This is a genomic window from Tessaracoccus luoxuelianae, from assembly GCF_055326245.1.
Window position 1 is genome coordinate 112,313 of sequence record NZ_JBUZNO010000005.1, and the last position, 15,913, is coordinate 128,225.

The 15,913-nt window shown below is 69.5% G+C and carries 15 protein-coding genes and 1 riboswitch; of the genes, 6 read left to right on the forward strand and 9 right to left on the reverse strand.

Going from position 1 to position 15,913, the window contains the following annotated elements:
- A complete protein-coding gene (locus tag ACZK39_RS09060) occupies positions 1-1,191 on the reverse strand; it encodes a TerC family protein (RefSeq protein ID WP_459055488.1) in 1,191 nt (396 codons plus the stop codon).
- A gap of 209 nt (positions 1,192-1,400) precedes the next feature.
- Here ACZK39_RS09060 and ACZK39_RS09065 point away from each other — a divergent pair, with 209 nt between their 5' ends.
- Positions 1,401-3,308 carry a penicillin-binding transpeptidase domain-containing protein gene (locus tag ACZK39_RS09065; protein ID WP_459055489.1) on the forward strand — a complete coding sequence of 636 codons (1,908 nt, stop codon included), beginning with the start codon at positions 1,401-1,403 and terminating at the stop codon, positions 3,306-3,308.
- Positions 3,309-3,359: 51 nt separating this feature from the next.
- Positions 3,360-4,946 carry a choice-of-anchor I family protein gene (locus ACZK39_RS09070; RefSeq protein WP_459055490.1) on the forward strand — a complete coding sequence of 529 codons (1,587 nt, stop codon included), beginning with the start codon at positions 3,360-3,362 and terminating at the stop codon, positions 4,944-4,946.
- A gap of 95 nt (positions 4,947-5,041) precedes the next feature.
- Here the strand turns inward: ACZK39_RS09070 and ACZK39_RS09075 are convergent, their stop codons facing one another.
- Positions 5,042-5,389 carry a DMT family transporter gene (locus tag ACZK39_RS09075; RefSeq protein ID WP_459055491.1) on the reverse strand — a complete coding sequence of 116 codons (348 nt, stop codon included), beginning with the start codon at positions 5,387-5,389 and terminating at the stop codon, positions 5,042-5,044.
- Positions 5,386-5,700: a DMT family transporter gene (locus ACZK39_RS09080; protein WP_182781305.1), complete on the reverse strand. Its 315-nt coding sequence runs from the start codon at positions 5,698-5,700 to the stop codon at positions 5,386-5,388. The genes ACZK39_RS09075 and ACZK39_RS09080 overlap by 4 nt, the downstream gene beginning before the upstream one ends.
- An 18-nt stretch (positions 5,701-5,718) precedes the next feature.
- Positions 5,719-5,784, reverse strand: a riboswitch (guanidine-III (ykkC-III) riboswitch).
- A 330-nt stretch (positions 5,785-6,114) separates the two neighbouring features.
- Between ACZK39_RS09080 and ACZK39_RS09085 the strand changes: the two genes are divergently transcribed.
- A complete protein-coding gene (locus ACZK39_RS09085) occupies positions 6,115-7,155 on the forward strand; it encodes an LLM class flavin-dependent oxidoreductase (RefSeq protein ID WP_182781304.1) in 1,041 nt (346 codons plus the stop codon).
- A 26-nt stretch (positions 7,156-7,181) separates the two neighbouring features.
- A complete protein-coding gene (locus ACZK39_RS09090) occupies positions 7,182-8,846 on the forward strand; it encodes a DUF885 domain-containing protein (protein ID WP_459055492.1) in 1,665 nt (554 codons plus the stop codon).
- On the opposite strand, the gene ACZK39_RS09095 is transcribed toward ACZK39_RS09090, so the two are convergent.
- From ACZK39_RS09095 to ACZK39_RS09105, 3 genes are all read right to left on the reverse strand, one after another.
- Positions 8,837-9,586 (reverse strand): extensin family protein, encoded by a 750-nt coding sequence (locus ACZK39_RS09095; RefSeq protein WP_182798955.1) that lies wholly within the window; start codon positions 9,584-9,586, stop codon positions 8,837-8,839. The genes ACZK39_RS09090 and ACZK39_RS09095 overlap by 10 nt on opposite strands.
- A 95-nt stretch (positions 9,587-9,681) precedes the next feature.
- Positions 9,682-10,179, reverse strand: a complete 498-nt coding sequence (locus ACZK39_RS09100) for a flavodoxin domain-containing protein (protein WP_182798956.1) — start codon at positions 10,177-10,179, stop codon at positions 9,682-9,684.
- 90 nt (positions 10,180-10,269) lie between these two features.
- Positions 10,270-10,872, reverse strand: coding sequence for a mycothiol-dependent nitroreductase Rv2466c family protein (locus ACZK39_RS09105; protein WP_463613105.1), 603 nt, complete (start codon positions 10,870-10,872; stop codon positions 10,270-10,272).
- Between the two features lie 172 nt (positions 10,873-11,044).
- Here ACZK39_RS09105 and ACZK39_RS09110 point away from each other — a divergent pair, with 172 nt between their 5' ends.
- Positions 11,045-11,719: a cytidylate kinase-like family protein gene (locus tag ACZK39_RS09110; protein WP_182798958.1), complete on the forward strand. Its 675-nt coding sequence runs from the start codon at positions 11,045-11,047 to the stop codon at positions 11,717-11,719.
- 46 nt (positions 11,720-11,765) lie between these two features.
- Here the strand turns inward: ACZK39_RS09110 and ACZK39_RS09115 are convergent, their stop codons facing one another.
- The 3 genes from ACZK39_RS09115 to ACZK39_RS09125 all read right to left on the reverse strand — a co-directional run bounded on the left by ACZK39_RS09115 (position 11,766) and on the right by ACZK39_RS09125 (position 14,757).
- The gene (locus ACZK39_RS09115) at positions 11,766-13,001 is read right to left on the reverse strand and encodes a dicarboxylate/amino acid:cation symporter (RefSeq protein ID WP_182781298.1); all 1,236 of its coding nucleotides are present in this window, start codon (positions 12,999-13,001) and stop codon (positions 11,766-11,768) included.
- A gap of 48 nt (positions 13,002-13,049) precedes the next feature.
- Positions 13,050-13,523: a fructosamine kinase family protein gene (locus ACZK39_RS09120; RefSeq protein ID WP_463613106.1), complete on the reverse strand. Its 474-nt coding sequence runs from the start codon at positions 13,521-13,523 to the stop codon at positions 13,050-13,052.
- 289 nt (positions 13,524-13,812) lie between these two features.
- Positions 13,813-14,757: an NAD-dependent protein deacetylase gene (locus tag ACZK39_RS09125; protein ID WP_463613107.1), complete on the reverse strand. Its 945-nt coding sequence runs from the start codon at positions 14,755-14,757 to the stop codon at positions 13,813-13,815.
- 172 nt (positions 14,758-14,929) lie between these two features.
- Between ACZK39_RS09125 and ACZK39_RS09130 the strand changes: the two genes are divergently transcribed.
- The gene (locus ACZK39_RS09130; RefSeq protein ID WP_463613108.1) at positions 14,930-15,859 is read left to right on the forward strand and encodes a DUF808 domain-containing protein; all 930 of its coding nucleotides are present in this window, start codon (positions 14,930-14,932) and stop codon (positions 15,857-15,859) included.
- Positions 15,860-15,913 lie beyond the last annotated feature (54 nt).

Sequence of the window (15,913 nt, forward strand, 5' to 3'; positions counted from 1 at the left end):
CTAGCGCCTGGTGGCGTCCGCGTGCATCCGGTGAGCCTTCTCCACCGCGCGCAGGGCCCCGGTCTCCTCCATCTGCTCCATGAGCTTGTCCTGGTCGAACTGCGTGAGCGCCGACTCGGCGTCCAGCATGCGCTGGTAGTTGGCCTCGCGCTCCACCTCGTCGCCGTGGTACTCGGTGTGGACGTAGCCGTAGGCGAGGCGATCGATCTGACGGACGGCGGTCTGCATCTTGCCGGTGGGGCTGAAGATCGACGCCAGCACCGTGACGACCAGGATGCCGAGGATGACGGTCAGCGACAGCCCGATCTCGATCTCGTAGACCGGCACCGGCTCGCCGTCGTTGATGAACGGCAGGTTGTTCTCGTGCAGCGCGTGCAGGATCAGCTTGACGCCGATGAAACCGAGGATCAGGGACAGCCCGTACTTGAGGTAGATGAGGCGGTCCAGGAGGCCGTCGATGAGGAAGTACAGCTGGCGAAGCCCCATCAGGGAGAACGCGGTGGCCGTGAACACGATGAACACGTTCTGGGTGAGGCCGTAGATGGCGGGGATGGAGTCCAGCGCGAACAGGATGTCCGTGCCGCCGATGGCGATCATCACCAGAAGCATCGGGGTGAGCACGCGGCGCCCATTCTCGATGGTGAAGAGCTTGTCGCCGTCGTAGTGGTCCGTGGTGCGCAGGTACTTCTTGGCCAGGCGGATGATGAAGTTGTTGGCACCCTCCTCCTCGCCGTCCTTCTCCGGCGCCAGCAACTTGCCCGCCGTGAAGATGAGGATGAGCCCGAACAGGTAGAACGTCCAGGAGAACGCCTCGATCATGGCCTTGCCCGCGAAGATGAACCCGGTGCGGGCGATCAGCGCGAACACGATGCCGAACAGCAGCACCTTCTGCTGGTCCTGCCTCGGGACGGCGAAGCTGGACATGATGATGAGGAACACGAAGAGGTTGTCGACGCTGAGCGCCTTCTCCGTGATGTAGCCGCCGAAGTACTCCGCGCCCATCTGGGCGCCGCCGAAGACCCAGACCAGCACGCCGAAGAGCAGCGCCAGCCCCACGTAGATGGCGGACCAGACGGCCGCCTCCCGGAGCGTGGGGATGTGCGCCTTGCGGACGTGGAAGAAGAAGTCGAAGGCCAGCAGGCCGAGAATGACGAGGATGGTGATGGCCCACACCCAGAGGGGTACGTTCAACGGATTCTTCTCCTGTGTTGAGGCGACTGGCTCGGGAAGACCCGGGTAGAAGGTCTGCGAGACGCCATTTCCAGGGTACCGGGGCACGGGCCGACCACCAATCCGCGACGAGGCACGCCTGGATGGCGAGCCTCCGCCGTTTCCCGACGGCGGGGTCACCGAAGGTGTCGGAAGGCCCCGGTAGCCTTGTCACGAACAGGAGGTCCCCCATGAGACGACGTCTGCTGGCCGCCGCGATGACGCTGGCACTGCTCCTGGCAGGGTGCGCCCCCGGGCCGGACCCTGATCCCAACCCCAGTGGTTCGCAGGCGGGGCGCCCGGATCTGCCCCCCATCGACGAGGCCCTCACCGCCGTCGTGGATGCGCTCAACGCGCAGGACGTCTCCGGCCTCCCGATGGTGGGCGTGGCCGCGGAGGCGCAGACAGACTTCGAGGCCATCTTCGCCGGAATGGACGAGATCTACCCCACCGTCAGCGCCGGGCCCGTGGCCTACGAGGCCAACGACGACGTGGCCGTCGCCACCCTCACCATGAGCTACCAGCTGGGTAAGGAGGGGTGGACCTACCCGTCGGAGGCGAGGCTGCGCTATTCCGGGGACAAGTGGCGGTTGAGTTGGGCGCCCTCGATCATCCACCCGGAGCTCACCGAGGCCACCCGGCTGCGGCACACGCTCACGGAGGGCCGCCGGGCACCCATCAACGACAACGCCGGCGTGGCGATCGTCGAGGAGGGGGCCATGTTCGAGGTGGGCCTGGACAAGTCCTCCGTGGAGGCAGCCGAGTGGCCGACGGCCTCGTCGGACCTGGCCGCCATCCTGGAGGTGGACGCCGCGGCGTTCACGAAGAAGGTCCTGGCCAACGGCCCCAGGGCGTTCGTGGTCGCGGCCACCATGGTCCAGGCTGAGATTCCGCCCACCATCAGCCAGGTGCCGGGCGCCTACGTCCGCGAGATCTCGGCCATCGTCGGCCCCGGCGGCTCCTTCGCGGCACCCATCCTGGGCTCGGTCGGCACCCCCACCAAGGAGATGATCGACGAGTCCGGCGGCACGCTGACCATCCAGGACCGGGTCGGGCTGAGCGGCCTGCAGGCCCGCTACGACGAGCAGCTGCGCGGCGTGCCCTCCGTGCGGGTGGACCTGGTGCCGCGTCAGGACGCCACCGCGTCGGAGTCGGCGTCGCCCGCCCCGGAAAAGGCGCTGTTCCAGCAGGATCAGAGCGTGGGCTCCGGCATCGACCTCAGCCTGGACCGGGATCTGCAGACGAAGGCCGAGGAGGTGTTGAGCACGCAGACCGGCATGGCGGCGCTGGTGGTGCTGGACGTGGCCGACGGCGGCGTCCTCGCCGCGGCGCAGTCCCCGGCTGGCGGCACCTACCCGCACGTGACCTACGGCAACTACGCGCCCGGCTCCACCTTCAAGGCGGTCTCCGCCCTGGCCATGCTGCGGTCCGGGCTGACGCCGTCGTCGACGGTGAATTGCCCTGCCTCGCTCACGGTGGGCACCTACACCTTCGGCAACTATTCGGGTTACCCGTCCGGTTCGCTGGGCCGGATCCCGCTCAGCACAGCCTTCGCGCAGTCGTGCAACACGGCCTTCGCGGGCGCGTCGGAGTCCATCACGGGTGAGCAGCTGCACGCGGCAGCGGGGTCGCTCGGGGTGGGCACCGATTACGACGTGGGCTTCACGTCCAACTTCGGCACGGTCCAGCCGGCCAACTCCATCGACCTCGCGGCCTCGATGATCGGGCAGGGTCAGGTCACCATGTCACCGCTGGGGATGGCCACTGTCGCGGCGTCTGTCGCGGCCGGGCGGACGGTGCTGCCCTGGTTGGTCAAGGGCGAGGAGGCCACCCCGACGGCGGCGCCGCTCACCGCGGCAGAGGCGGAGTCGCTCCAGTCCCTGATGGAGACGACGGTGACCTCGGGCACGGGCCGGTCGCTGCAGGGAGTCATGACGGGCGCGAAGACGGGCACGGCCCAGTGGGGCACGGCTGGGGCGCTCCAGACGAGCGCGTGGATGATCGCCTACAACGACAGGTACGCGGTGGCGTCGTTCGTCGAAGTGGGGGATTCGGGTGGCACCACGGCCGCTCCACTGATCATCTCGTTGTTCCGCTGAGCGTCACCCCTCGTTCACCTGGTGTTCTCCGTCGGCCTTTAGCGTCGCGGCATGACTTCTTCAGCATCGTTGCGCCGCGCCGTGCGTCTCTCGCTCGCCGCCGTCGTGGCCGGGGCCTGCGTCCTGGTCCCCTCCGTCGCCCCCGCCGCCCCGCCGTCGGGGATCACCCTCGACGTGCTCGGCACCTACGCCTCCGGCGGAAAGTGGGACGAGTCGGCCGCCGAAATCGTGGCGTTCGACAAGCTGACCGCCCGCCTGTTCGTGGTCAACGCCGAAGCGGGCACCGTCGACGTGCTTGATGCCTCTGATCCGTCGAACCCGGTGAAGGTTGGGGAGCTGGACACCCCGGGGGCGAACAGTGTCGCGGTGAGCCACGGGCTGGTGGCTGTCGCGGAGGCCGCCGACGAGAAGCATCTGCCGGGCTCGGTGGTCTTCTTCGACGCCCGCACCCTGGTGCAGACCGGCGAGGTCGCGGCCGGCTCGCTGCCCGACATGGTGACGTTCACGCCTAACGGCAAGACGGTGCTGGTGGCCAACGAGGGCGAGCCCGAGGGCTATCTCGACGAGCGACTCGACGATGAGAACAATCTGCTGGAAGCCCAGGTTGACCCGGAGGGGTCAGTGACGGTCATCGACGTGACCCGTGGCGCAGCCCGGGCCACTGCTCGCACGGCGGACTTCTCCGCCTTCACCAAGGAGGCCCTCGTCGCCGAGGGCGTGCGGATTACCGGGCCCCGCGCCACCGCCGCACAGGACCTGGAGCCGGAGTACATCGCCGTCGACAAGTCGGGTCACACCGCCTACGTCACGCTGCAGGAGAACAACGCGATGGCGACCGTGGACATCCGGACCGCCACTGTGACGGACATCGTCCCGCTGGGGCTCAAGGACCACTCCGTGGCCGGTTCTGGGCTCGACGCGTCGGACATGGACGACGCCATCAACATCGCGCCGTGGCCGGTCAAGGGCCTCTACATGCCCGACGCCATCGCTGCGTACACCGCGCAGGGCAAGACCTTCACCATCACGGCCAACGAGGGCGACGCTCGCGAGTACGACGGGTGGGAGGACGAGGCTCGGATCAAGAGCCTTGCGCTGGATCCGACCGCCTTCCCCGACGCCGCCACCCTGCAGGAGGACGAGAACCTCGGCCGCCTTGCCGTCGTCACCGATTCGCCCAACATCGACGGCGTCTACTCCGAGCTGTGGAGCTACGGCGCCCGCTCGATCACCATCCGCGACGCCTCCGGCGCCCTGGTGTGGGATTCGGGCGATGCCCTGGAGCAGATGATGGCCGATTTCGACCCGGGCACCTTCAACGGGGACGTGGACGACGACGGGGTCCTGGGCCTCGACAACCGCTCGGACGCCAAGGGTCCCGAGCCGGAGGGCGTCACCACTGGGCGGATCGGTGGCCGCACGTATGCGTTCGTCGGTCTGGAGCGGGCGAGCGCGATCGTGGTGTTCGACGTCACCAACCCGACCGCCCCCGTCGCTCAGGGCGTGTACCGCAACGCGGGTGACTTCGGCCCCGAGGGCCTGTTGTTCATCCCGGCCTCGGACAGCCCGACGCACTCCCCGCTGCTGGTCGTCGGCAACGAGGTGAGCGGCACGACCACCGTGTGGCAGATCTCCTGACGTCGTCGCGCGCTCGGCCCTTCCCGCGGGGTTGAGCCGGGCGCGCGCGCGAAGCGCCGCGACCGCGTCGAAACCACCCTGCGCCCGCTGCGGAGTCACGCACCAGCGTCGGGCGGGTGGTCCAGGCGCTTGAGTCCGACTACGCACCCGATGATCCCGGCCAGGAACAGGGCCTTCAGCCAGGTGATGCCCTCCGCACCGATGGCAACCGAATACGCGACCGTCAGCACCGTTCCGACGCTGGTCCACACCGCGTACGCCGTCCCAGTCGGGATGTGGCGCATGGCGAAGGCCAGCCCGACGACCGAGGCAACCGTGGCCACCAGGAACACGACAACGGGAACCGGGCGGGTGAAGCCCTCGCTGGCGGACAGGGCGTTGGCCCACACCGCCTCGAGGACGGCGCTGGCCAGAAGCATGGGCCAGGCCCATCGCGCGGTCATGCCAGCACCTTCAAGCCGACGACGCACGTGACGATGCCCACCAGCAGCAGGATCTTGGCGAGGCTCACCGGCTCGACGCGGGTGAACATCGCCCACGCAACTGTCAGCGAGGCGCCGGTGGCGGTCCACACTGCGTACGCGGTGCCGGTGGGAAGCGTGTTGAGCGCGAACCCGAGCCCGACGAGGCTGAGGACGGCCGTCACCGCGAAGATCAGGGTGGGGGTGGGACGGCGCAAGCCGTCGGAGCGGCCGAGGGCGGTTGCCCAGACTGCCTCGAGGACGCCGGAGGCCAGCAGAATGACCCAGTCCATGGACGAATCCTTTCAAGGAATGGCCAGTCTTGTCGTCACCGGGTACTGATCCGTCGTCCGGGGCGGGTCGCCGCGGCCCACGCTAGCACCCAGCGCGGAGACGCCGCCCCATGCGGCCCCCCGCGCCTGCGCTCGGTCTCGACGCCTGCCCTAGTTCTCGACGCCTGCGCTAGATCTCGGCGCCGGGACGGCGCCTGCGCTAGATCTGGCCGCCTGCGCTACAGCTCAGGCGGCGGAAACGAAGGCAGGCGCATGACGGGCACCTGCGCTAGAGGGCAGGCGTCCGCACGGAGGGCAGGCGTCCGCACGGAGGGCAGGCGTCCGCACCGAGGGCAGGCGTCCGCACCGAGGGCAGGCGCCTGCATGAGCGGGTAGGCTAGGAATAGTTGATCTCTCAATCTTTGCGAGGAACCCATGGACATCGACCGGCTCGAATTCGGCATCGACACGTTCGGCGACGTCACCGCCGGCCCCGACGGTGCCCTCCTCCCCCACGATCAGGTGATCCGCAACCTCATCGACGAGGCCGTCCTGGCCGACGAGGTGGGCCTCGACGTCATTGGCATCGGCGAGCACCACCGCGACGACTTCGCCGTCTCAGCCCCCGACATGGTGCTGGCGGGCATCGCCACCCGCACGACCCACCTGAAGCTGGCCACCGCCGTCACCGTCCTCTCCTCTGACGACCCCGTCCGCGTCTTCGAGCGCTTCGCCACCCTCGACGCCCTGAGCGGCGGCCGCGCCGAACTCATCGCCGGCCGTGGCTCGTTCATCGAGTCCTTCCCGCTGTTCGGCTACGACCTCGCCGACTACGAGGCCCTCTTCGAGGAGAAGCTGGCCATGCTCGCTCAGCTCATCCATGGCGGGCGGCAGACCTGGTCGGGTCAGCTCACGCAGAGCCTCGACGACGTGGAACTGTTCCCGCGCCTCGCCACCGCACCGCTCACCACCTGGGTGGCCGTCGGCGGCAGCCCGCAGTCCGTGCTGCGTGCGGCCAACTACGGCCTGCCGCTCATGCTGGCCATCATCGGCGGCTCCGTGGACCGGTTCGCGCCGTTCGCCGACCTGCACCGCCGCGCCCTCGACGAGTTGGGCAAGGAGCCGCAGCCTGTGGGCTGGCACTCCTACGGACACCTCGCCGCCACCGACGATCAGGCCCGCGAGCGCATGTTCAAGCCCTGGCTGGAGCAGACCTCGAAGATCGGGCGCGAGCGCGGGTGGGGCCGGATGACCCGCGCCCACTTCGACGACGAGGCGGAGCACGGCGCCATGGCCGTCGGCTCACCCGAGACGGTGGCGGCCAAGGTCGCCCACGGCTTCCGTACGCTCGGCGCGCAGCGGTTCCAGCTCAAGGTGTCCACCGGGCGCCTGTCCCACGAGGCCATCATGGACACCATCGGCCTGTACGGCACCGAGCTGGTGCCACTGGTGAAGGACATGCTCGCCGGAAGCTGACGGAGCCCGCTGGTAGCGTCGGCGCCATGACCAACCGCGTGAGCACCCCGCTGGACATGGTCGCCGACGCCTACGTCGACACCATCGTCACCCTCAGCCCCATCACCGCCACCGGAATCGGCGCGCCCGGCCACGATCACCAGCTCGACGACTTCTCCCCCGCCGGCCTGGCCGCGCGGGCCGAGGCCACCCGGGCGGCGCTGCGCCTCGCGGAGGCCACGGAGGCCGTCGACGACGTGGACGCCGTGACCGCCGCCGCGATGCGCGAACGCCTCGGGCTGGACCTCGAGCTGTTCGAGGCCGGGGAGGACTACGCCCAGCTCAACAACATCGCCTCCCCGCTCCAGCACATCCGTGACGTCTTCGACCTCATGCCCACCGCCACCACCGACGACTGGGAGATCATCGCCGCGCGCATGGGCGCGGTGCCCGCAGCCGTCGACGGGTACATCGAGTCGCTGCGCCTCGCCGTCGACCAGGGCCCCGCGCCGGCGCTCCGGCAGATGGAGATGGGCATCAGACAGGCCGACGAGCTCGCCGGGGACGGCTCCTTCTGGACCTCCCTGGCGGCCTCCCCGGACGCGTCCGGGCCGCTCGCCGACACGCTGAGCCACAACGCGGACCAGGCCCGCGGCGCCTACGCCCGGCTCGCGGAGAGCCTGCGCGAGCTCGCCCCCCGCGCGCCGCGGGCCGACGCCGTCGGCCGGGAACGCTACGGTCGGCTGTCGCGGCAGTTCCTGGGCGCCACCATCGACCTGGACGAGACCTACGAGTGGGGTCGCGAGGAACTGGCCCGCATCGTCGCGGAGCAGGACGAGGTGGCGCATCAGCTCTACGGTGACGGCACCACCGCCGACGAGGCCATGCGTCTCCTCGACGAGGACGTCACCAGACAGCTCCACGGCACCGACGCCCTCCAGCGCTGGATGCAGCAGACGTCCGACGCGGCCGTCGAGGCCCTGGCCGGAACGCACTTCGACATCGCGGACCCGATCCGCAGGCTGGAGTGCTGCATCGCCCCCACGCAGCACGGCGGCATCTACTACACCGGCCCCACGGACGACTTCTCGCGGCCGGGGCGGATGTGGTGGTCGGTTCCCCCGGGCGTCGAGAGCTTCGGCACCTGGCGCGAGAAGACGACGGTTTACCACGAGGGCGTGCCGGGGCATCACCTTCAGATCGCGCAGGCCGTCTACCGCGCCGGCGAGCTCAACAGGTGGCGCAGGATGATCTGCTGGGTGTCCGGCCACGGCGAGGGCTGGGCCCTGTACGCGGAGCGGCTGATGGAACAGCTCGGCTTCCTCGACGACCCGGGAGACCGGATGGGGATGCTCGACGCCCAGCGGATGCGGGCCGCCCGCGTTGTCCTCGACATCGGCGTCCACCTCGGCAAGCCGGCCCCCGAGGAGTGGGGCGGCGGCACCTGGGACGCGGACAAGGCGTGGCCGTTCCTCAAGGCCAACGTGAACATGGCCGAGGAGTTCGTGCGCTTCGAGTTGGAGCGGTACCTGGGCTGGGCAGGGCAGGCCCCGGCGTACAAGGTGGGGCAGCGGCTGTGGGAGCAGGCCCGCGACGAGGCGGCGGCGCGTGACGGGGCGTCGTTCGACCTGCGAAAGTTCCATAGCCGGGCTCTGGACCTCGGGTCCGTCGGCCTGGACGTGCTGCGGGAGGCGCTGAAAGCTCAGCGCTGACCCGCGGCGCCCGTGAGGAACTCGCGCCACCCGTCGGCCGAGGCCAGGGGGACGCTGATGCCCAGCTCCCGCTGGACGGCGCGGACCGCGGACCTGGTCTGCTCGTCGTAGCGGCCCGACGCCTCGACGTCGCGGCCGAACAGATGCCGCAGCACGCCCTGCACCAGCTCCACCTGGGTCCGCGACCCCTCCCGGAACGACGCGGCCTCGTAGCCGTTGATCCCGTTGTCGATGTGGATGTGGTTGTGGTGCTGCGCGTTGTAGCGGTAGGTCAGCGTGTAGGTGAAGCGGGACGCGACGGAGGCGGCGAGCCGCCAGTAGCCGGGGAGCTCGGCGGGGTCCTCGCCCCAGAGGTCGTAGCGGCAGGACACGCGGCCGCCCTCGTGCACCAGCTCGGCGAAGTCGAAGGCGCGGCCGGCGGCGTGCCAGGAGTCGCACCTGTCGACGAAGGCGCCGTACGTGGATACCTCCCGGAGGGGCCCTAGGCCGCTGACCGAGACCCACTCCGCGGCCCATTCCTCGAGACGCTCGATGAACCGGGGGTCGGCGCGGAACGCCTGCGGGGTGCCGGTGATTTCGTAGCTCAGCGGTGCGCCGCCGAGCGAGGAGAAGGACGTCAGTGAGTCGGGTGTGCGGCACCCGCCGAGGCCGCCGACGTCAGGGATGGGCAGCGACACGGGACCTGAGCAGGCCGCCGCCGGGAGTGCGGCGGCTCCGAGGAGGAAGGCACGGCGTCGCATGCCTTCGATGGTATGCGCGCCTGGCTCGGGTCGGCGTCGGGGTGGGGGTCACCACCCGTTCGAACGGGGCCCCGCGCTACCGGCGGGGCCGTCGCTTAGACAGCGGATGAGGGCACGTCGAGGGTCGACGCCCAGGCGCGCACCGCGCCGAGATCCAGGTTGTCCTGCATCGGCTTCTGCATCGTGTGCAGAAACCATCTCCTCCACCAGCTCACACGCTCGGGAACGAACCGCCCGGCGAACGACTCGCTCGCCTCCGCGCCCAGCCGTTGCGCCATCGAAGCGTTGTAGGCCAGCGACTCGACGCGTTTGGCCGGATCCGCGGCGTTGAGGCAGGCGTTGAACACCGCGACACTCACCTCCCGCAGCGCGCCCTCCTCCGCCGCGACCCACGCCGTCGCCTCCTGATACCAGCTGCCCGCATTGATCCCGCTGCCGAGCACCACCAGCGCCGCGCCGTCGACGGAGGGGCGAGACTTCAGGTCCGCGACGAGGACCTGATGCCCGGTGGATCTCAGGACCGAGCCGACGGCCTCGGCGATGTCGCGTGCGGTGCCCCCGCGGGTCGCGTACGCAACCAGAACCTTGCCCATGGCGCACACGCTAGCCAACGGGGTCCGCCCCGTAGCTCCCGGGGTGGACTAATAAGTCCAAATGTCCGGTGCTAATTGCGGCTTCGGCACTCAGTCGAAGATCGGGTCCGTGGTTCGGGTGCGCTTCAGCTCGAAGAAGCCGGGGTAAGCGGTGACCTTCACGAAGCCGTCGAACAGGTTGCCCGCCTCCTCGCCCTTCGGCGCAGGGGAGATCACGGGCCCGAACAGGCTCATCCCGTTGACGCGGAGCACCGGGGTGCCCACCTCGTCGCCCACCGGATCCATGCCCTCGTGGTGCGAACGGCGGAGGTCGTCGTCGACGGCTTCGGTCTGCGCGATGTCCAGGATGTTGGCATCGGCGCCGACGGCGGCCAGCGCGGCCGCGACGGTCTCCGGCCCCTGCTTCTCACCGCCGGGGTGGAAGCGGGTGCCGAGTTCGGTGTAGAACTCGCGCAGCATGTCCGAGCCGTGGCGCTGCTCGACGAGGAGCGCGGCGCGGGCCGGCATCCAGGCGCGGTCCATGTGCCGACGGTACGCCGGGGGCAGGTCGCGGCGGTGATTGAGGACGGCCAGGCTCATGACGTGGAAGGTGACCTTCACGTCGCGGACCTTCTCCACCTCGAGCATCCAACGCGAGGTCATCCAGGCCCAGGGGCAGATGGGATCGAACCAGAAGTCAACGTCAGTGGTCATGGGCCCATCTCATCACAGTCCGACCCAGGGGCGGGATGGAGACGGCTCAGGCGGATTCCGGCGTCGCATCGAGGGACGCGGGCGATCAGGGATCCCGCGCGGGGGCGCTGAGGCAGGACTACAGTCGGATGCAGGAGCGGACACCGATGTCCGCGGGCTCGAGGAGGTAGTCATGGCCGTCATCACCGTGTCGCGTCAGCTCGGCAGCCAGGGAGGCCGCATCGCGCAGGAACTGGCCCATCAGTTGGGCTACGACTTCGTGGACAAATCGACCATCAACAAGGTCATCCGTCAATACGGCGTCACCCGGCTCGATGCGATCTACGACCACAAGCCCAAGATCTGGGAGCTGTTCAAAGAGGACAGCGCCACGACCATCCAGATGATGAACGAGACCATCGCGGCCTTCGCGGCCCGCGGCAACGTGGTGATCCTGGGCCGGGGCGGATTCCGGGTGCTCCAGGGCATGGCGGACGTGGTGAACGTGCTCGTCAAGGCGCCGGACTCGGTGCGCGCGGGCCGGGTCGCCAAGCGCACGAGCATCGAGCCCGACGAGGCGGCCCGCCTGATCAAGGCCGACGACGAGATCCGCGCCCGGTTCGTTCGTCTGTTCTACAACGTCGACTGGTCTGACGAGTCCAACTTCGACCTCGTCATCGACAGCGACTCCATGTCCGAGCGGGCCGCCATCGCTCAGATCGCGGCGGCAGCAGCCGCCCTCCCGGCCCTCACCGGAGGAGAACGCGCTGCCGCCACCATTCAGGTGGACCCGGTTCTGGCGACGACCGCGGAGGCGGCGTTGTCGCGCAGACCGTCCGGGTCCGATCAGGCTGCCCCCGAGTCCTGAGGCTGATGGTCGCCGCCCAGGCTCCGCTGGGCGAACGCATCCAGCGTCAGGCGGCGGCCCGGACGGCGGCCTCGTCGGCCAACTCGTCCTTGTGCCTGGAGCGCGACACCCACTTGTCGACGATGGCCGCCAGGGCGCCGTCGCCGGTGACGTTCGTGGCGGTGCCGAAGGAGTCGATGGCGATGTAGGCCGCGATCATGAGGCCCACCTGCGCCTCGGTGAACCCGAGCATCGTCGAGAGCAGGCCCGCCGCGGTCATGATCGCGCCGCCGGGCACCCCTGGCGCCGCCACCATCATGACGCCCAACATCATCACGAACCCGATCATCACGCCCACGTTGATCTCGATCCCTGCGAGCATCATCACGGCCAGCGCAAAGCAGGTGATCTTGATGGTGGATCCCGCGAGATGGATGGTGGCGTTGAGCGGGATGGCGAAGGCCGCCACCGGCTGCGACACGCCCATCTTGATCGCCTGGCGCAGCGTGACGGGGATGGTGGCGGCCGAGGACGAGGTGCCGAGCGCCGTGGCGTAGGCCGGCAGCATGGTGACCAGCATCTTGAGCGGATTCCGCCCGGTGATGATCCCCGCGACGGTGTACAGCGCCAGCAGCATCACCCAGGTCAGGATGAACACGAACACCACCACACCCAGGAAGGTGGCGATGACCGTGTACACCTGGCCGCCCTGCGTCATGTTGAGGAAGATGCCGAAGATGTAGAACGGCAGCAGGGGGATGAGGATCTTCTGGATGACCATGTTGATCACCTCGCGGAACTCCTCGAACCCGCGCTGCAGCGCGCCGCCCTCGATCATCGTCAGCGCGACGCCCACGATGAACGCCAACACCAGCGCCGACATGACGCCGAACAGGGGCGGAATCTCCAGCGCGAAGTAGGGGGCGAGCAGCGCCTCGTCGGGGTTGGTGAGCGACGGCGCCCCGCCTTCGGGCAGCACCCGCGGGAGGACGAGCAGTGACGCGCCCAGCCCGATGAGGCCGGCGCTCAGCGTCGACGCGTAGGCCAGGGCGGCGGTCACCGCCAGCCACCGGCCGGCGCCGCGACCCAGCTGGGCGATGGCCGGGGCGATGAGTCCGAGGATGATCAGGGGGATGGCGAAGCCGAGGAACTGGCCGAAGACGCCGTTGAAGGTGACGAAGACGCGCGTCAGCCAGTCGGGGAAGAAGTTCCCGAACAACACGCCCAACGTGATGGCGACGACGATCCGGGGCAGAAGACCGAACGTGAACTTCTTCTTCTGGGCGACGGCTGCAGTGCTCATGCGCGCAAACCTAACCCAGCATCCCTCCACGGGCTACCCGAGGCCCCGCTAACGCAGGAGCCCGCGCGCCACATTCAGGGCCATCGGCAGGTATCCGCCCCCGAACAGGACCACGTGAACCAGCAGCATGTGCAGTTGGTGCAGGGGAATCCGCTGGCGCATGCCCTCCGCCGGCGGGCTGACCTCGCGGTAGCCGTCAAGGATGTCGGAGATCTGCCCGTTCCCGAACAACGCCAACTCCGCCAGGTCCGTCTCTGCGTGTCCTCCGTTGGCACAGGGGTCGATGAGCGTCCCCACCCCGTCGGCCGTCCACACCACGTTGCCGGCCCACAGGTCGCCATGGATGCGCGCCACCTCCCCACAGAGCGCGGGTTGCGGCGAGTCGAACCGCCCCGTCGCCACGGCGTCGCACGCCCGGTGAAGCAGCCGGTTGTCCTCGGCTTCAAGCCCGGCGGCCATCGCGACGTAGGGCCTGAGCCGCCCCTCGGCGTAGTACTCGCCGAACGACCGCCAGGTGGGCACTGCGTCGGCAGGTTCGCCGTCGCCAGATCCGCCGGCTCCAGACCCGGTGGCGCCTCGCCCCACCACCTGGCGCCGGCGGCGTGGGTCAAGGCAAGCCGGCGGCCGAACTCGGCCGCGTGTGCGCGCGTCGGCGTCCCTTCGTCCAGCAGCACCGTCTCCAGCCAGGTCTCCCCCGAGCCGGCGAGTTCGGCGACGGCGGCGCCCCCTCCGGGGGTCGCCTCGGACAGCCAGCGCAGGCTGGCCACCTCGGTGGCGATCGCCCGCCCGGTGCCCGCCTTCCGGAACGTCTTCATCCGAGGCGTGCAACCCAGGCGGCGAGCACGTCCTCGAGCCTTCCGTGGAGGCGCAGGGTGGCGAGGTCGTCGCCGCGGGTGGCGCCGTCGTTGACGATGACGACGTCGTGGCCCCGCTGGGCGGCACGGCGCACGAACCGGAGGCCGCTCATCACCGACAGGCTGGACCCGAGGACGAGCAGCGTCGCGGCCTCGTCGAGCAGCGCCATCGCCTCCCCCACGACGGTGCGGTCCGCATTCTCCCCGAAGAAGACCACGTCGGGTTTCAGCATGCCGCCGCAGAGTGGGCAGTCCGGGTAGAAGAAGTCGTCCGTTCGATCCACTTCGGCGTCCCCGTCGGGGGCGGTGCGGCTGTCGACGGCGAGCGCGTCGAGGCGCTCGGCGAAGCGCGGGTTGAGCGCGAGGAGTTGCTCCTGCATGCCGTCCCGGTCAATCAGGGTGCGGCAGGCGAGGCAGACCACCCGTTCGAGTGCGCCGTGCAGGTCCAGCACCGGCCGCGACCCCGCCGCCTGGTGCAGCCCGTCGACGTTCTGCGTGACCACGCCGGTGAGCGGGGTCAACTCGCCCAGGTCAGCCAGCGCGTGGTGCGCCGCGTTCGGGCGCGCCTGGGCGAACCATCGCCAGCCCACCGTGCTGCGCGCCCAGTAGCGCCGACGGCTGAGGTCCGAGCCCACGAACTCCTGGTAGGTCATCGGCGAGCGGGGCACCGCGTCGCGGCCGCGGTAGTCGGGCAGGCCGGAGGCGGTCGACATGCCGGCGCCGGTGAGGACCATGGTGGGGCGCCCCCGGAAGAGGTCCGCCGCCGCGGCGAGGTCGTCGTCGTGGGAGCGCAGCCCGAAACCGCCCGTGCCGGGCCCCCACGAGGGGGTCGACGGCAGCGCGACGGCGTCCGCGGCGGTGCGAAACCAGCCGCCGACGTCCGGAATCGGGGCACTGTTCATCGGTCTCCTTCCGGACCAAGCCTAGGCCTCTCCAGAGTGGTGCCTGGGGGTCGGTCTACCATCCCCGAACCCCCAGTGAGCAGACACTCATTCGCGGGCGGGGCTGCGGGCACCCTGCGGGTGCCGCCCACCACCGTAGAATCGCCGACGAAACCTGGTGAGAGGGGAACCCATGGCCGGCGGCCTTGCAGCACTACTCGACGACGTGGCGGCCATCGCCCGCGCGGCGGCGGCCTCCGTCGACGACATCGCGGCCGCGGCCGGCAAGGCGTCCACCAAGGCGGTGGGCGTGGTGGTCGACGATGCGGCGGTCACCCCCCGCTATGTCGACGGCTTCACCCCGGACCGCGAACTGCCGGTGATCTGGAAGATCGCCAAGGGATCGATCCGCAACAAGCTGTTGTTCATCCTGCCCGCAATCCTGCTGCTGAGCCAGTTCCTGCCGTGGGCACTGACCCCGCTACTCATGGTGGGCGGCCTCTACCTCTCCTACGAGGGCGCCGAGAAGATCTGGGAGGCGGTCAGCGGCCACTCCAAGGTGAAGGAGGCACCGGTCGCGATCAAGGGCGAGAACCACGAGGACAAGATGGTGGGTGGCGCCATCCGGACCGACTTCATCCTGTCCGCGGAGATCATGGTCATCTCCCTCAACGAGATCGCCGGCGAGGGCTTCTGGATGCGGGCGATCACGCTCGTGGTGGTGGCCTTCGGCATCACCGCGTTGGTCTACGGCGTCGTGGCGCTGATCGTGAAGATGGACGACGTCGGCCTCAGGCTGGCCGCCAACCCGCCCACCAGCCGGCTGGGCGAGGGCTTGGTCAAGGCGATGCCGATCGTCATGAGGGTGCTGTCCACTGTGGGGATCGCGGCGATGCTGTGGGTGGGTGGACACATCCTTCTGGTCGGCATCAACGACCTGGGCTGGCCCGTCATCTACGACTTCGTGCACCACTGGGAGGTGTTGGCGGCCGAGGCGGCGGGCGGCTTCGTCGGCTGGTTGGTCAACACGCTCGCGTCTGCGATCCTCGGCCTCGTGGCCGGCGGGATCGTCGTGGCGATCATGCACCTGATCCCGCGGAAGAAGAAGGTCGCGGCGCACTGACCCTCGCCTCCTGCAGCCTGCTCTCCGGGCAGCGTGGTCTGGTACAGGATGCCC

What these genes read in the sequence shown, in the direction of transcription:
- ACZK39_RS09065 (WP_459055489.1), top strand. Translation starts at nt 1,401, where the DNA reads ATGAGACGACGTCTGCTGGCCGCCGCGATGACGCTGGCACTGCTCCTG.
- ACZK39_RS09070 (WP_459055490.1), top strand. Translation starts at nt 3,360, where the DNA reads ATGACTTCTTCAGCATCGTTGCGCCGCGCCGTGCGTCTCTCGCTCGCC.
- ACZK39_RS09075 (WP_459055491.1), bottom strand. Translation starts at nt 5,389, where the DNA reads ATGACCGCGCGATGGGCCTGGCCCATGCTTCTGGCCAGCGCCGTCCTC.
- ACZK39_RS09080 (WP_182781305.1), bottom strand. Translation starts at nt 5,700, where the DNA reads ATGGACTGGGTCATTCTGCTGGCCTCCGGCGTCCTCGAGGCAGTCTGG.
- ACZK39_RS09085 (WP_182781304.1), top strand. Translation starts at nt 6,115, where the DNA reads ATGGACATCGACCGGCTCGAATTCGGCATCGACACGTTCGGCGACGTC.
- ACZK39_RS09090 (WP_459055492.1), top strand. Translation starts at nt 7,182, where the DNA reads ATGACCAACCGCGTGAGCACCCCGCTGGACATGGTCGCCGACGCCTAC.
- ACZK39_RS09095 (WP_182798955.1), bottom strand. Translation starts at nt 9,586, where the DNA reads ATGCGACGCCGTGCCTTCCTCCTCGGAGCCGCCGCACTCCCGGCGGCG.
- ACZK39_RS09100 (WP_182798956.1), bottom strand. Translation starts at nt 10,179, where the DNA reads ATGGGCAAGGTTCTGGTTGCGTACGCGACCCGCGGGGGCACCGCACGC.
- ACZK39_RS09105 (WP_463613105.1), bottom strand. Translation starts at nt 10,872, where the DNA reads ATGACCACTGACGTTGACTTCTGGTTCGATCCCATCTGCCCCTGGGCC.
- ACZK39_RS09110 (WP_182798958.1), top strand. Translation starts at nt 11,045, where the DNA reads ATGGCCGTCATCACCGTGTCGCGTCAGCTCGGCAGCCAGGGAGGCCGC.
- ACZK39_RS09115 (WP_182781298.1), bottom strand. Translation starts at nt 13,001, where the DNA reads ATGAGCACTGCAGCCGTCGCCCAGAAGAAGAAGTTCACGTTCGGTCTT.
- ACZK39_RS09125 (WP_463613107.1), bottom strand. Translation starts at nt 14,757, where the DNA reads ATGAACAGTGCCCCGATTCCGGACGTCGGCGGCTGGTTTCGCACCGCC.
- ACZK39_RS09130 (WP_463613108.1), top strand. Translation starts at nt 14,930, where the DNA reads ATGGCCGGCGGCCTTGCAGCACTACTCGACGACGTGGCGGCCATCGCC.